Source organism: Pseudomonas sp. NPDC086112, from assembly GCF_044746425.1.
GTDB lineage: Bacteria > Pseudomonadota > Gammaproteobacteria > Pseudomonadales > Pseudomonadaceae > Aquipseudomonas.
Window position 1 is genome coordinate 117246 of the sequence record NZ_JBIVCD010000002.1, and the last position, 14395, is coordinate 131640.

Below are 14395 nucleotides of genomic sequence, written 5' to 3' on the forward strand. Positions count from 1 at the left end.
CACGCTTTTAATCAAAGTACGCGGTAACTCCCACGCACCTGTTTCAGAAAGGGAAATGCCAAGTTAAATCGAATAGAAAAGGCACCGCTGAACCAATGAGAAAAATCCAGGCATTGCCGGCGCAAAGTGACCAGACGAGCTAACGACAAGGCATTAGTCCCGTCCAATCTTATGAGGCTCTACCCCCGATGACGTCCTCGGAAGAAATCTATAAGACCCTGCGTCGAGGAATCATCAGCCGGTTGCGCGTCATAGCGAGTCAGGAGGCTATGCACGCTGTTACTTAGCTCCTTGCCCAGTTCCACGCCCCATTGATCAAACGAATTGACTCCCCAAATTACGCCCTGGACAAAGACCTTGTGCTCATAAAGGGCGATCAGCGCACCAAGGCTATGTGGATTGATGATCTCAAGAGCAACTGTATTGCTTGGCCGGTTACCGGGGATCACTTTATGCGGTGCCAGTCGTTCAATCTCACTGGATGAAAGGCCTTTGGCTTTTAGCTCTGCCTCAGCTTCACTGCGGGTTTTGCCCCACATCAGCGCTTGGCTTTGAGACAAGCAATTGGCATACAGCCATTCCTGATGATCAGCCACTGGATTGTGGCTGACCACAGGCACAATGAAGTCAGCTGGAATCAGAGGCGTTCCCTGATGCAGCAACTGGTGGTAAGCGTGCTGTCCGTTACACCCCACGCCGCCCCAGATTACCGGGCCCGTGGTGCAGGACACTGACGTGCCATCATGACGAACACTTTTGCCATTTGACTCCATGTCCATCTGCTGCAGATGCTTAACGAAGTTGCGCAGGTAATGGTCATAGGGCAAGAAAGCATAGCTTTGCGCCCCCCAAAAATTGTGATACCAAACGCCGAGTACCGCTAAAAGAACAGGAAGGTTCTGTTCCAATGGTTCGTTCAGGAAATGCTGATCCATAGCGTACGCGCCGGATAGCAGTTCCTTGAAGTTAGCGATGCCAATGGCCAGCGCAATCGGCAGGCCAATTGCAGACCATAGTGAGTAACGGCCACCGACCCAGTCCCACATAGGAAAAATGTTTGCTTCACGGATACCGAAATCCAGCGCTGCCTGGCGATTACTGGTCACAGCAATGAAATGGCGATATAGCTTCTCTTCCGTCCCGCCCTTAGCCAAGTACCAGCTACGAGAAGCTTGTGCATTCTTCAAGGTTTCAAGAGTACCGAAGGTTTTGCTGGAGATGATGAACAGCGTTGTTTCTACGTTCAGTTCGGCTGTAACCTCTCGGAACTCACTGCCGTCGATATTAGCTAGATAATGGCACCGCACCCCATGCCGAGCAAAAGGCGCCAGCGCCTCAGAGACAAGCTCCGGGCCCAGAAATGAGCCACCAATACCAATGTTTACGACATCGGTGATGACCTTGTCGTTGTAACCACGCCACAGATGGTTATGGATACGACTCACAACGTCAGTCATCTGCGCCAGGGCTCCATGCACATCGCGCATCAAGTTGCGACCATCGACCATCAAAGCGTCCCCCACTGGTCGCCGCAGCGCCGTATGCAGCACTGGGCGCCCTTCGGAGCAGTTGATTTTCTCTCCACTGAACATGGCACGCGCGGCCTGTTCCACGCCTGCCTCGCGAGCAAGGTTTACAAGCAATGAACGCGTTTCATGAGTGATGAGGTTTTTAGAGTAATCCAAAAAAAGCCCGCAGCCCGCCAAGGAAAAGTCTTGAAAGCGTTTACTGTTATCTCGAAAGGCATCGCGCATACTAAAATTTTTCATGCTCTCCCGATGGTCGAGCAGATTGCGCCATGCCGGCAGTGCAGTCACATCATTCGTTTTGTTGTAGTTATTCATGCTCAGCCCTTCTTCGCCAATACGGCTTGTGCCGTCTCAATCAACTCTTTTCTTGCCATTCAAATGTGGGCGTTTTGTAATTCTGCAAACGCAGAAGCGCCATCACAGGAATAAGCCCTGCATTGTTCAGTTACGACCCATTATCGGATTTACTCCCGCGAGGGCCAGCGTTCTCCATCGCGATTCAAATAAATGTCTATCTCTATAACGAAATCATTGAAACCTGAAGAAAACAAAACCGAACGTGGGGGCACTCAAGCAGAAAACACTGCAAACATACATATCCGTGCACGACAAGTGGAAACCAGGTGCCAGTCATTTAGTTTCAAAATTATCCAGACGGCGAGACGTGGACAAACATCAAATAATTCACGTCTGCACCGCTAGATCCTCAGGACGAAACCCTGAGTACAGTCATTTTGGAGCGCCGCAAGAATCTCGCTGGATTAAAGAGGGTTTCAATCTAATAGTCTGACGTCTACCCTCAGGTTGCTTGATACGCTTCAATAAAAGCTTCACAGCCTGGGCTCCGAGCTCCTCGAGAGGTTGCGCTACAACTGTCAGTCTTGGGCTAAAAGCATCCGCCCAATCGAAATCGTCAAAGCCAACCAGCGCGATATCCTTTGGCACCTCAAGCCCCGCTTCACGAAGAGCCTGCATTGCACCAATGGTCATCAAGTTGTTTGCAGTCATTATTGCGGTGGGCGGGTGCTCTAGCGATAGCAAACGGCGCGTGGCTTCCATTGCCGGCGCAATCGCCGATTCACCACAGCAAACCAATTGATCTTCGTACTCAATTCCAGCGTCAGCTAAAGCCGCACGGTAGCCGTCAATTCGCTCATGAGAAGAAGACTGAGTCAATCGTCCGGATACCATCCCGATACGCCGATGACCCAGCTTAATCAAATGTGCAATCAACTCTTGAGAGGAGTGCTTATTCTCTACCCCCACCTGATCAAAAGACGTCGAGAGAAGTCGATCGATGAGAACCGTGGGTATCTTGTTGGCTTTTAAGTAATTAAATACTCGATTTTCTGGATCATATTCCGAAGCGAGTACAATCCCGTCAACACGTCGCTCATGCAGTGCCTTGACCGCTTTAAGTTCCTGTTCCGGATCTCTTTGCGTATTGACCAGTATCATCATCAATCCGCTTTTCGCGCATGCCGCTTCGATGGCACGTACTGTTTCACTGAAGTAATAGTTTGAAAGCGTAGCAATCGCCACGCCGATAGCACCCGAACCCGAAGAGGAGCGAGCCAGAGACCGAGCGAGTGAGTTTCGAATATAGCCTACGGACTCTACAGCCTGATTCACACTACGGACGGTGTCAGGATGTACTTTACGAGTACCGTTGAGAACATGAGATACCGTAGACATTGATACGTTCGCGGCTCTCGCGACATCGCTCATCTTTGCACCCACTGTGCATCACTCCTTTCTCACGTGATTTGATGGATAGCGCTGAACTCATGTCCAGTTGCTACCTATTGTAAAGCTCACGGCGAGAAAATGCGTCGATGGCTCTCGGAATTGATGCCGGGGCGAGCCCGCAATTTCGTGAAAGACCCAGCGAGATGCGCAGCGCATCTGAAGTCTGTGAATCGAGATGGTGGAATCCGCTATGCAGCATAGCCGGGCACTCCTTTTTATTATCGTAGCGATCATCCTGCGAACCAATTGATGGACGCAGCAGCGCTTGTTGAAAAAAGCATAGCCGAGACGAAAGCGCTTGCGCAAGCGCTTTTCTAACATCCTTTTCATGTGCTCTTTGATCGGGGCTTCCCTAGGGGATGGACGTTGAAGTGCTTTTTGGAGAATTCCTCGAACGAAAAGGAAAGCGCTTGCGCAAGCGCTTTCCTTTCGACTATGTTGCTCAAACAAGAACACCGATGGGAGGTTTCAACTGCCTCTCAAATCGGTAGATAAGGAGTTAACAGTTATGCTGAGCACTGGATCTGAAAGCCCCCCTCCTGCCCTATTGGAAATGCATTCCATCTCGAAGTCATTCAATGGGGTGCGCGTCCTGCATGACATTGACCTCAGTATTTTCCCTGGACAAATCCACGCGCTAATGGGCGAAAACGGCGCCGGAAAATCCACCCTGATGAAAATACTATCGGGGGCCTATGTCGCCGACAGTGGCACTATACGAATCGACGGATGTGATATTCGAAACTATGGCGTGAACGATGCGAAGCGCCATGGCATATCCGTCATCTATCAAGAGCTCAGCTTGTGCGCAAATATGAGCGTGGTGGAGAACATCTACCTGGGTAGAGAGATTCGTCGATGTGGAGTTATAAACCGCAAGGCAATGACCGAAGGCGCGCTCGTAGTACTAAAGCGACTTGGCGTCACATTTGATCCGCACGCACTGGTCGGCACCTTGTCGATTGCGGACCAACAACTTGTTGAAATCGCGCGTGCAATTCATGCCGATACGCGAATCCTGGTGATGGACGAGCCTACAACGCCGCTATCCACAAAAGAGACCGAAAGTCTTTTTACATTGATTCGCCAGCTACGTGATGATGGCGTCGCGATCATCTATATCAGCCATCGAATGGCCGAGATATACGCATTGTCCGATTGTGTTTCGGTGCTCCGGGACGGTCGTTACGTTGGTTCGCTGGATCGCGTCACGCTGTCAGCTGAAACCCTGGTCCGGATGATGGTTGGCCGCGATGTTTCCGGCTTCTACGCCCATGAGCGTTCTTTGTGCTCTTACGAGCAACCGATACTACGTGTTCACAATCTTACAGATGACTTCAAAATTCAGGATTGCAGTTTCGATCTGTACGCCGGCGAAATTCTCGGGATTGCAGGACTGGTGGGTTCTGGAAGAACCGAACTTGCCCGATTAATCGCAGGCGTCGATGCGTACTCAGGCGGAAAGATTGAGATGGACGGCGAAGTTGTAGTCATACGCTCTCCTCGCGATGCAGGTAACGCAGGCATCGTCTATCTGACAGAAGACCGCAAAGCACTGGGCCTTTTTCTCGACATGAGTGTCCACGACAATATCAATGTATGTGTTGTGGGAAGTGATGCTCGATTTGCGGGGTTTGTGGACCGAACGGCCGGAACTGGACGTACCGAACAAGCAATCCAGGCACTCAATATCAAAGCGTCTTCAGATATCAATGTTGGAGCACTGTCCGGAGGTAACCAGCAAAAAGTTTTGTTGGCTCGTCTGCTGGAGATGAAGCCCAGAGTATTGTTCCTCGACGAGCCTACATCGGGTGTCGACATTGGGGCTAAATCAGAAATATATAAAATCATCAATGCATTAGCAGCATCCGGCGTTTGCGTAGTGATAATTTCAAGTGAACTACCAGAGATCGTTGGAATTGCCGACCGTGTATTGGTCATGTGTGAAGGTAAACTTGTCACCGAACTCGGTGGCCACAGCGGTCTTGATATCACACCTGAAGCCATTATCGCGTCTGCCACAGGCAGCGACAGGTTGACTCTAGCCAACGGAGACTTAGTCCAATGACTTCCCCACTGCAAAGCAAAGTAGCAAGTGACCTCACCACGCCTGGTGTACGAAGCATCGCCGGAGCTTCCACCCAGGATAAAATGCGCCAACTAATGAGAGTGGCGGGCATGCTGCCCGTACTGTTACTCCTTTGTGTGGGCTTTGGCCTGTTGAGCGAGAGCTTTTTCTCAGTTCAGAATTTCTCGATCATCAGTCAGCAAGCCTCTATCAATGTGGTATTGGCGTCAGGTCTGACTTTCGTGATTTTGACAGGAGGAATCGACCTTTCGGTGGGTTCGATTCTGTCTGTTTCCGCAGTAGTGGCGCTATTGGTATCGCAAGTTCCGGGGTTTGCTCCCCTGGCCATCGCTGCGGGGCTTGGAGTCGGACTGCTACTAGGGCTCGTCAATGGTGTATTGGTCGCTTTCGGAAAGCTACCGGCATTTATCGTCACGCTAGGCGGATTGACTGCGATGCGTGGAATCGCACGCCTCATCGGCGAAGACAAAACGGTTTTCAATCCCGACCTGTCCTTTGCTTACATTGGAAACGATACGTTGTTCGGGGTGCCATGGCTGGTTGTAATCGCGGTAGTCGTGGTTACTCTTTCGTGGCTTATTCTTCGACGTACGGTGTTAGGCGTACAGATTTACGCAGTGGGCGGCAATCCTGAGGCCGCACGGTTGTCGGGAATCAAAGTCTGGAAAGTCCTGTTATTTGCTTATGCCCTATCCGGTTTGTTGGCGGGTGTGGGGGCTATCATGACTTCCGCTCGACTGATGGCTGCTAACGGACTGCAAATGGGACAGTCTTATGAACTCGACGCTATCGCCGCCGTTATTCTGGGAGGCACGCGCTTTACAGGAGGCGTCGGCACTATCGTCGGTACGCTAATTGGCGCCCTGATTATCGCTACACTTTCCAATGGCCTGATATTGCTGGGAGTTTCGGATATCTGGCAATACATTATCAAAGGTGTTGTCATCATCGGCGCGGTAGCCCTCGATCGCTTTCGGCAGTCAGGTGCACGAACCTGAATCATATATAACCCCCACACTCCAATAACAAGAGACAGTGCTCATGAAAAAAATAATATTTACCGCTGTTTGTACACTACTGGCATTTAGCAGCGCTCAAGCGCGAGAGTTGAAATCCGTCGGGATAACTGTTGGCTCGCTGGGTAATCCTTACTTTGTAGCGATGGTAGATGGCGCCAAAGCCGAGGCACTGCATATCAATCCCGCCGCAAAATTTATCTCAGTGTCGGCAGATTACGATTTGAATAAGCAGTTCACTCAAATCGATAACTTCATTTCTTCGGGCGTAGACTTGATTCTTGTCAACGCCGTCGACCCTGTAGCAATCGCGCCTGCGATTGCTAAAGCAAGGAAGGCAGGCATAGTGGTTGTGGGCGTAGATGTCATGGTGCAAGGTGCCAACGCCACGGTACAGACCGATAACGTCGAAGCCGGCAGGATTGTATGTCAGTACATCTCTGAGAAGCTGGGTGGCAAGGGTAACGTTATTATCCAGAATGGTACGCAGACCTCAGCAGTCTTGGACCGAGTCAATGGCTGTAAGAGTGTATTCGCGCAGGCACCCGATATCAAAGTACTGTCTGATAATCAGGATGCCAAAGGCTCGCGCGAAGGTGGCTACAGCGTGATGCAAGGCGACTTGACTCGCTTTGCAAAAGTCGACGCGGTGTTCGCGATCAATGACCCCCAGGCCATAGGTGCAGACCTGGCAGCAAAACAACTCAAGCGCAAAGGCATCATTATCGCATCGGTGGATGGAGCTCCCGATATAGAGACTGCGCTCAAAAGCGATACACAGATCCAGGCATCCGCCTCTCAATCCCCTTGGGGCCAGGCACAACAGGCCGTAACGATGGGTTATGACCTGTTGAATGGCAAATCTTTGGAAAGCACAACGGTACTGCTTCAACCCTCACTGGTAACACGAGCCAACGTCATGGAGTACAAAGGCTGGCAAGCTGACCACTGAGCGATTGAGTCAAATGACATAGGGGTCCCACCTCTTTAATGCGGGGAATGGCTGCTGCGAGTTGCTCGCAGCGGCCGAACGGCATGAAAACCCCTAGAGGGGCGAACCTACGGGAAACCTGAGCGACGGCTGCTGAGGAGAGATTTGGCATGTTTACCAAAACAAACACAATAGTAAGTACAGAGCTACTTAACTACGTTAAGGCCCTGTCTGGGAATCGAATTGTCGTTGCGCTAGCGGGGCCGCCTGGTGCCGGTAAGTCCACCGTCTCTCAGGCCTTGGTAGAGGCTCTTAATAGCGTTATGCCGGGGAGCGCAGTTGTCGTTCCCGGGGATGGCTTTCATTACGATGATGCGGTTCTTGGATCCTTGAACCTTTTAGATCGTAAGGGCTCACCTGATACATTCGATGTGGGTGGCTTCAGGAGTCTGCTGCTACGGCTTCGTGCGAACAACGAACCAGCGGTTGCCGTTCCGGTATTCGATCGAATCCTGGAGATATCCCGTGCTGCAGGACAATTGATTTCCTCTGACGTGAAATATCTCATCGTGGAAGGAAACTACCTTCTATTAGACCTCGCCCCATGGTCGTCCTTAAGAGACTGTTTTGACGCCACCATAATGCTGCAGGCTGACCGCAAAACCCTGGAAGCGCGCCTGCTTGATCGATGGCGATCATTGGGTTTCGATGAGGCCACTTCCTATGAAAAAGTTCATCGCAACGACCTTCCGAATGCCGACATTGTGATTTCGGCCAGCAATATCGCTGACTTCACGATCACAAATTAAGATCCCACTTCTTCTCTTTTGAGAAAGAATCACGCCGTTAACCAAGCGCTTTGCTTGGCTAGCTTTTTAACGCTAACAGGCCTACGAACGCTATTAACAACTTGTAGCGAACCTTTAAAGAGCGAATGACTATGTATCTGGTATGTGGTGAAGCGCTGTTCGATTTCTTCAGTGAAAACGACGTCAACGTTCAAGCTTCAAAAGTGAACTACAAAGCGATTGCCGGTGGTTCGCCGTTCAACGTCGCCGTCGGCTTGCGCCGTCTGGGCATCGACGTCGCGCTGTTCGCCGGGCTGTCCAGCGACTACCTCGGCCGGCGTTTACAGCAAGTGCTGCAGGAGGAAGGCGTGCGCCCAGACTACCTGCAGGACTTCGACGCACCGACCACCCTGGCGATGGTCGCCGTCGGTGCCGACGGCTCGCCGCATTACAGCTTCCGAGGCGAAGGCTGTGCCGATCGCCAGCTGTTGCCGGGGCATTTACCTGAGTTAGGCGCTGAGGTGCGTGGGTTGCATATCGGCTCGTTCTCGGTGGTGGTGCAGCCGATTGCCGACACCCTGCTGGCCCTGGTCCGCCGGGAAAGCGGCAAACGCCTGATCAGCCTAGACCCCAACGTGCGACTAAACCCGCAACCGAATATCGAACTGTGGCGCGAACGCATCAACACTCTGGTCGAGCATGCCGACCTTATCAAGGTCAGCGACGAGGACCTGAACCTGCTCTACCCCGAGCGTGATCCGCAAAGCGTGATCCATGGCTGGCTGGAACACCGCTGCCAGCTGGTATTCCTCACCCGTGGCGGCCAGGGAGCAACGGTATTCAGCCGCCGCCATGGCAGTTGGTCGGCGCCGGCCTGCGCGGTGGTGATGGCTGATACCGTGGGCGCCGGCGACACTTTCCAAGCGGCGTTGATCGCCTGGCTGACCGAACAGCAGCTGGATTCGGTGGAGGGTTTGCAGCGCTTGAGTCGCGAACAGATCGACGCGATGCTCACCTTCGCCGTCAGCGCCGCCGCCCTGACCTGCGGCAAGACCGGGCCGGACTTGCCTTATCGGCATCAGTTGGATTGATATCTGGTCAGAATCTGTATCGCGGGCATTGCAGTTTTCGCGAGCAAGTGGGGTCCCCCACCCCCACTTGACTTGGGCTGTGGCGAAGGCTGGCTATCGGGCGCTGGCTGAACGGACTATCCGCCCTGAGCAACCAAAGCACGCGCCTCATCACGGCGACAGTGCTTGTCCGAATTCAAGACTCTCATTCGAGACTCAATTCAGGACTTAAAAGCACTGGATGGCGCTGGATTTCAGTAAGCGTCCGGCCAATACACCTTCCAGATTCCAGCACTAAGGTGATGGCGGTGCGCTGTATTTCTGGTCGAATTTGGACACCGACACCTTTTGTTCTGAGACATATCGACTGGGCACTTCACCCAGTACACGCTTGAATACCGTTGCGAATGCACTTGAGCTGCTATACCCCAACTCTATTGCGACCTGCGTAACAGACTGGCCGCTTCCAAGTCGAACAACTGCCGCAAGCAGACAAGCTTGTTGTCTCCATTCGATATAGCTGATGCCAGCTTGCAGTCGAAAGTGGCGGGTAAAGGTGCGGCGGCTCATTCCGGTGCGCTGCGCCATGTCGTCGATGCCGATCTCCAGCGAAGGGTGGGCCAAAAAATCGCGGCATACCCGAGCAAGACGAGGTTCAGTCGGTAATGGCGCATTGAGCGATAGCGCAGGCATCCCGGCAATCTCGTGCAGCAACAAACCCATCAGATAGCCATCGCGTCCATTTTTGTCATAGCGCGCGGGAATATCGATGGCCTTCTCCAACAGTTGCCGCAGTAGCGGCGATACATCGAAAACCTGGCAATGAGCCGGTAGCCCCAGACGCTGCACAGCCTGTTTGCGGATATAGGTGTTGAGCATCGTGACAGGGCCACGCATTTGCATAGCGTGAGGTCGCTGGGACGGTACCCATATGCCGCGCAGGGGCGGAACGACCCAGTTGCCTTCGTCGGTGAATATAGTGATGACACCGCGTGCGGCATAAGCGAATTGTCCACGCTGATGGATGTGCGACGGGAACAGCTCACCGTCTGCATAGTCGCTTACGGTCACGACAGCATCGCGCGGTATGTTTTGGTAGGGATCTAGCGCTGTTGTTTGCATGGCCTGATTTTAATGATATTTGGCCCCCGGCTGAAAGCGGGCCATTCCGATTTCTTGCATATTCCCAGAGGTACAGAGCATTTAAAACTCACTATTCAGGGAAAGACACGCGAACCATGCAGAAAAAACACTTGTTGCTTGCCGTCTTGGTGACGGCCGTTTGGGGATTGAACTTCCCCATTACAAAACTCGGTCTTACCGATATTGACCCCCTGCTGTTGACTGCGATTCGCTTCACGCTGGCCGCCTTACCCTGGGTGTTTTTCGTGAAGCGTCCGCAAGTTGCCTTCCGCTGGCTTGCGGTCTATGGATTGATTTTCGGCGTAGCGATGTGGGCCTTGATCAACCTGGGTATCGCATTGGGTGTGCCACCCGGTAGTGCCTCGCTGCTAATCCAGTTCAGCGCATTCTTCACGCTCGGCTGGGGTGTGCTGTTGTTCCGTGAAAGCCTATCAATGCCTCAATTATTCGGCATCGTGCTGGCTGCGATAGGGCTGATTGGCATCCTGCTGGGCAGTCCCGGTGAGGCCACAATGATCGGTTTCGCATTAGTGATCGTTAGCGCTGTGGCATGGAGCATTGGCAATGTCGTGATCAAAGTATCGAAGGTGCACCAGATTTTCGCCTTCGTGGTATGGGCCAGTTTATTTCCACCCATTCCGCTATTTCTGATGACTTGGCTGTTGCATGGCGCGGCTCCATTTATAGCCTTGCCTTCGCATTTGAATGCGGTTACGACATTTTCACTAGCTTTCCAGGTCTACGGCGCCACGCTCTTCTGCTACTGGGGATGGAACCTGCTATTGCGTGAGTACCCTGCATCGCGGGTGGCGCCGCTGTCGCTGCTGATTCCCGTGTTCGGCATCGTCAGCTCCATTCTCATTCTAGGCCAACGCCCCAGCGCCTCAGGCTGGGCCTCCATCGCATTGATTCTGTTTGCGCTTGCCGTTGGTTCAAGGCCAGGACGTGTCCTGCTGGTACGCCATCGTGGCCTCTGATACGCGATACTTGCGACGAAGTTGATGTGGTACGACCGGAGCCGGTGATTCAAAACCAAGTTCGTGAACTGAAACACTAACGAAACATTTCGGCCATATGATTCGCGTCACCGAAACCTAGGAGGGTTGGAGATGAATCGGCCATCAAGAAGCATGCGCAAACTACTCGACGCTGTTGCCACCAACAATGAGGCAGCGGCGCTTGATGTGATGCGTGCTACTGAGCAGCTCCAAGACGAGGTGTTGCGCCAACGATTGCTCAACCTCATTCATCGGCTCAACCAAGACGCCAATGACTTGCGAATGGCGCGGGACGATATCCAAGGCGGAGCCATCAAGCTCGCATGACCCGCGTCCATGTGCCGGCCACGGCCGGCGCGCAGTACTTCACCAACGGCGCCAACACCCGGACGTCCGGGGTCGATGTGGTCGGCAATTACCGGCAGAACCTGAACCAGTTCGGCTCGGTGAGATGGACTGCGGCACTGAACTACAACCACACGAAAATCCTCAGCGTCAACGACACACCGTCACAACTGACCGCCCTGGGCGACTTCCAGCTGCTCGGACGCCAATCGCGAGCACTGATTACCAAAACCTCCCCCAGCAGCAAGATGATCTTCTCCGCCGACTGGGCGATCAGCGACTTCGACGTCAATCTGCGGCTGACCCGTTATGGCACCTACACCGAGGTCAACAGCTCAAGCGATCCAAGCCTGGATCGCGAGTATTCGGCCAAATGGATCACCGACCTCGACGTGGCCTATGCGATCAACAAACAACTGACCGTGGCCGTCGGCGCGCAGAACCTGTTCGACAAGTACCCCGACCATATCGGCTTAAGCAACTCTTCGTTCAGAGATAACTGGGGCAGTTATTCACCCTTCGGCTTCACCGGCGGTTACTACTACACCCGCCTGCAATACGCGTTCTGACTCCTAGCGCGTAGAGCAAGAACAAAAGATCGCAGGTATTTCGAACATTCATTCTGAGCGATGCCGAGCCCGGTAAGGATGGCGCCCGAGGCTTAAGTTCCATATAGCCTGATACAAGGCTCTTATTCCATTAAATAATTACATTTTGTTTTTATAGTGCGTTTCAATCTATGAGCTGAAGTTGATACAGAAACGCCCCTTCAAATTTGTTCAGGAGCCATGATGTCCGATCCAAAACCTCTGTTGTTTGCACTCTACGAACAAGCCAGTGTGGGCTGTGGAGGTGCGCCGAGCCTCTGGACGCATCCGGCTGACGAGCGCCTGGCAATCAACTCGTTGGGCTACTGGTCGAACCTGGCGCGCATTGCCGACCAGGCCAACCTCGACATGCTGTTCTTCGGCGACGTGCTGGGTTTCTACGACGTCTTTGGTGGCAATGCCGATGCCGCGATGAAATGGGCTGTGGAAGCTCCGGCCAATGATCCGTTGATGATCATTCCCGCCCTGGCCGCGGTCACCGAAAACCTTGCGTTTGGCGTCACGGTTACCACCAGCTATGAACACCCCTTTTCCCACGCTCGGCGTTTCAGCACCCTGGACCACCTCACCAATGGCCGGGTGGGCTGGAACATCGTGACCTCTTATCTGTCCAGCGCCGCGCGTAACTTCGGCCTTGAACAGATGATCAAACACGATGACCGCTACGAACGCGCCGAAGAATTTCTCGATGTGGTGTACAAGCTGTGGGAAGGCAGTTGGGCCGACGATGCGGTGGTCGCGGACAAAGCTCATCAGCTGTATGCCCGGGGTGATCGGGTACGGCCGATTAACCACGTGGGCGAGCACTATCGAGTCGCCGGGCCGCACCTCACCTCACCGTCGCCACAGCGCACACCGCTACTGATCCAGGCCGGCTGGTCGGGTCGCGGTCGCGAGTTCGCCGCCAAGCACGCCGAGCTGATCTTCATTGCCAAATCCAACCCTCAGGAAATCCGTCAGGGCCTGGAGGACATATGGGCCAAGGCCCAGACTCTCGGTCGCCAGCGTGAGGATGTGAAGTCCCTGACTGTATTGCGCATCGTCACCGCCAAAACCGAAATTGAAGCCCAGCGCAAATATGACGCGTTGCAAAGCAACTACCATCTTCAAGCGCAACTGGTCAGTTATGCGGGCGACACCGGCATCGATATCAGTCGCTATGCCGACAGCGATGCATTGTCGACCCACACCGAAGGGCTGACGTCCTATGTCATGCACCCCGATGGCAGTGGTAAGCCGTTGACCGCCGGGGATGTGAAGCAACGTTTTGCCAAAGTCACCCGCGGCAGCGACCTGATCCTGGTGGGCACCCCACAACAGGTAGCCGACCGGATCGAAGAACACGCACGCATTAGCGGCACCAGCGGCTACATGATCAATCCGTTGATCAGCCCTGGCACACTCGAAGATTTCGTGGAGTTGATCATTCCCGAATTACAAAAGCGCGGCCTCTACAGGACCCAGCCGCAAAGCGGTACCTTCAGGTCCAGGTTAAGGGAAGATGGCAGCAGCCATTTACCCGACTCGGCTTATGGCGCTTCATTCCGCTTCGGCAAGGCGCTTTAGCCCGAAGGCGACTGCTCAAGCGTTATCAAGCAGTCGCCGAACGTTCGAGGAAAACGTCGCGGGGCATCAGCGTTTACAACGTAAGAAACAGCGCCGAGGTCCAGACTCGGGATTGATCGCGCTGCCGGGCGCAGATAAACAATGGATGCTCACGGCCCGGCTGCAAATTCAGCTGCGCCAACTCGATCTTCCCTTGCAGCTCACGGGGCCAAAAGGATTTGACCTCAGTCGGATGCCAGCCTGCCTGATCCAGGGCCTCTTGCGCCGCCACCAAGGCGAACTCGATGAAGCGATCCAATTTCTTGCGGTCCTTGGGGGCGATGAAGCGCTCCGGCAACGGCATCGTCTTCCAGCGTCGGCACCTGGCCGCCGACCGCGACGCCGGTGCCCTCGGCGAATACTTCGGGCAGGCGACGAATGCCGGAACGTCCGGCCAGCAGCCGTTTCCAGACTTCCTCTACGCCACAACCCAGGGGACCGACGACGCCGACGCCCGTGACTACGATGCGCGTTTGACCTGCTGGAGTACTCATGGAAAACCTCTTCATTTCTGTAGACGCTCA

11 protein-coding genes and 2 pseudogenes are annotated in these 14395 nt (G+C 53.7%); 9 read left to right on the forward strand and 4 right to left on the reverse strand.

Features of this window, described 5'->3' with window-relative positions:
* Positions 1-179 precede the first annotated feature (179 nt).
* Together pgi and ACIPLA_RS02490 are read right to left on the reverse strand one after the other, a co-directional pair.
* Positions 180-1844 carry a glucose-6-phosphate isomerase gene (gene pgi / locus ACIPLA_RS02485; RefSeq protein ID WP_134104548.1) on the reverse strand — a complete coding sequence of 555 codons (1665 nt, stop codon included), beginning with the start codon at positions 1842-1844 and terminating at the stop codon, positions 180-182.
* 414 nt (positions 1845-2258) lie between these two features.
* Positions 2259-3269, reverse strand: coding sequence for a LacI family DNA-binding transcriptional regulator (locus ACIPLA_RS02490; protein ID WP_008073818.1), 1011 nt, complete (start codon positions 3267-3269; stop codon positions 2259-2261).
* Between the two features lie 517 nt (positions 3270-3786).
* Between ACIPLA_RS02490 and ACIPLA_RS02495 the strand changes: the two genes are divergently transcribed.
* From ACIPLA_RS02495 to ACIPLA_RS02515, 5 genes are all read left to right on the forward strand, one after another.
* Positions 3787-5346: a sugar ABC transporter ATP-binding protein gene (locus ACIPLA_RS02495; protein ID WP_401171164.1), complete on the forward strand. Its 1560-nt coding sequence runs from the start codon at positions 3787-3789 to the stop codon at positions 5344-5346.
* The gene (locus tag ACIPLA_RS02500) at positions 5343-6365 is read left to right on the forward strand and encodes a ribose ABC transporter permease (RefSeq protein ID WP_401171167.1); all 1023 of its coding nucleotides are present in this window, start codon (positions 5343-5345) and stop codon (positions 6363-6365) included. The genes ACIPLA_RS02495 and ACIPLA_RS02500 overlap by 4 nt, the downstream gene beginning before the upstream one ends.
* Positions 6366-6408: 43 nt before the next feature.
* Complete coding sequence (locus ACIPLA_RS02505; protein ID WP_008073813.1) at positions 6409-7335, forward strand: ABC transporter substrate-binding protein; 927 nt, start codon at positions 6409-6411, stop codon at positions 7333-7335.
* Positions 7336-7484: 149 nt separating this feature from the next.
* On the forward strand, positions 7485-8123 hold the full coding sequence (locus tag ACIPLA_RS02510; RefSeq protein WP_401171170.1) for a nucleoside/nucleotide kinase family protein: 639 nt from the start codon (positions 7485-7487) through the stop codon (positions 8121-8123).
* A 131-nt stretch (positions 8124-8254) separates the two neighbouring features.
* On the forward strand, positions 8255-9193 hold the full coding sequence (locus ACIPLA_RS02515) for a carbohydrate kinase (protein ID WP_401171173.1): 939 nt from the start codon (positions 8255-8257) through the stop codon (positions 9191-9193).
* Positions 9194-9466: 273 nt separating this feature from the next.
* Here the strand turns inward: ACIPLA_RS02515 and ACIPLA_RS02520 are convergent, their stop codons facing one another.
* Complete coding sequence (locus ACIPLA_RS02520) at positions 9467-10294, reverse strand: helix-turn-helix domain-containing protein (protein ID WP_401171176.1); 828 nt, start codon at positions 10292-10294, stop codon at positions 9467-9469.
* Positions 10295-10410: 116 nt separating this feature from the next.
* Between ACIPLA_RS02520 and ACIPLA_RS02525 the strand changes: the two genes are divergently transcribed.
* From ACIPLA_RS02525 to ACIPLA_RS02540, 4 genes and pseudogenes are all read left to right on the forward strand, one after another.
* The gene (locus tag ACIPLA_RS02525) at positions 10411-11292 is read left to right on the forward strand and encodes an EamA family transporter (protein WP_401171179.1); all 882 of its coding nucleotides are present in this window, start codon (positions 10411-10413) and stop codon (positions 11290-11292) included.
* Positions 11293-11424: 132 nt separating this feature from the next.
* Positions 11425-11640 carry a hypothetical protein gene (locus tag ACIPLA_RS02530; RefSeq protein WP_123494975.1) on the forward strand — a complete coding sequence of 72 codons (216 nt, stop codon included), beginning with the start codon at positions 11425-11427 and terminating at the stop codon, positions 11638-11640.
* 8 nt (positions 11641-11648) lie between these two features.
* Positions 11649-12227, forward strand: a pseudogene (locus tag ACIPLA_RS02535) (TonB-dependent receptor domain-containing protein); the annotation flags it as partial.
* Positions 12228-12449: 222 nt separating this feature from the next.
* On the forward strand, positions 12450-13832 hold the full coding sequence (locus ACIPLA_RS02540) for an LLM class flavin-dependent oxidoreductase (RefSeq protein ID WP_401171182.1): 1383 nt from the start codon (positions 12450-12452) through the stop codon (positions 13830-13832).
* A 229-nt stretch (positions 13833-14061) separates the two neighbouring features.
* Here the strand turns inward: ACIPLA_RS02540 and ACIPLA_RS02545 are convergent.
* Positions 14062-14365 (reverse strand): annotated as a pseudogene (locus ACIPLA_RS02545) (beta-ketoacyl synthase N-terminal-like domain-containing protein); the annotation flags it as partial.
* Between the last annotated feature and the right edge of the window lie 30 nt (positions 14366-14395).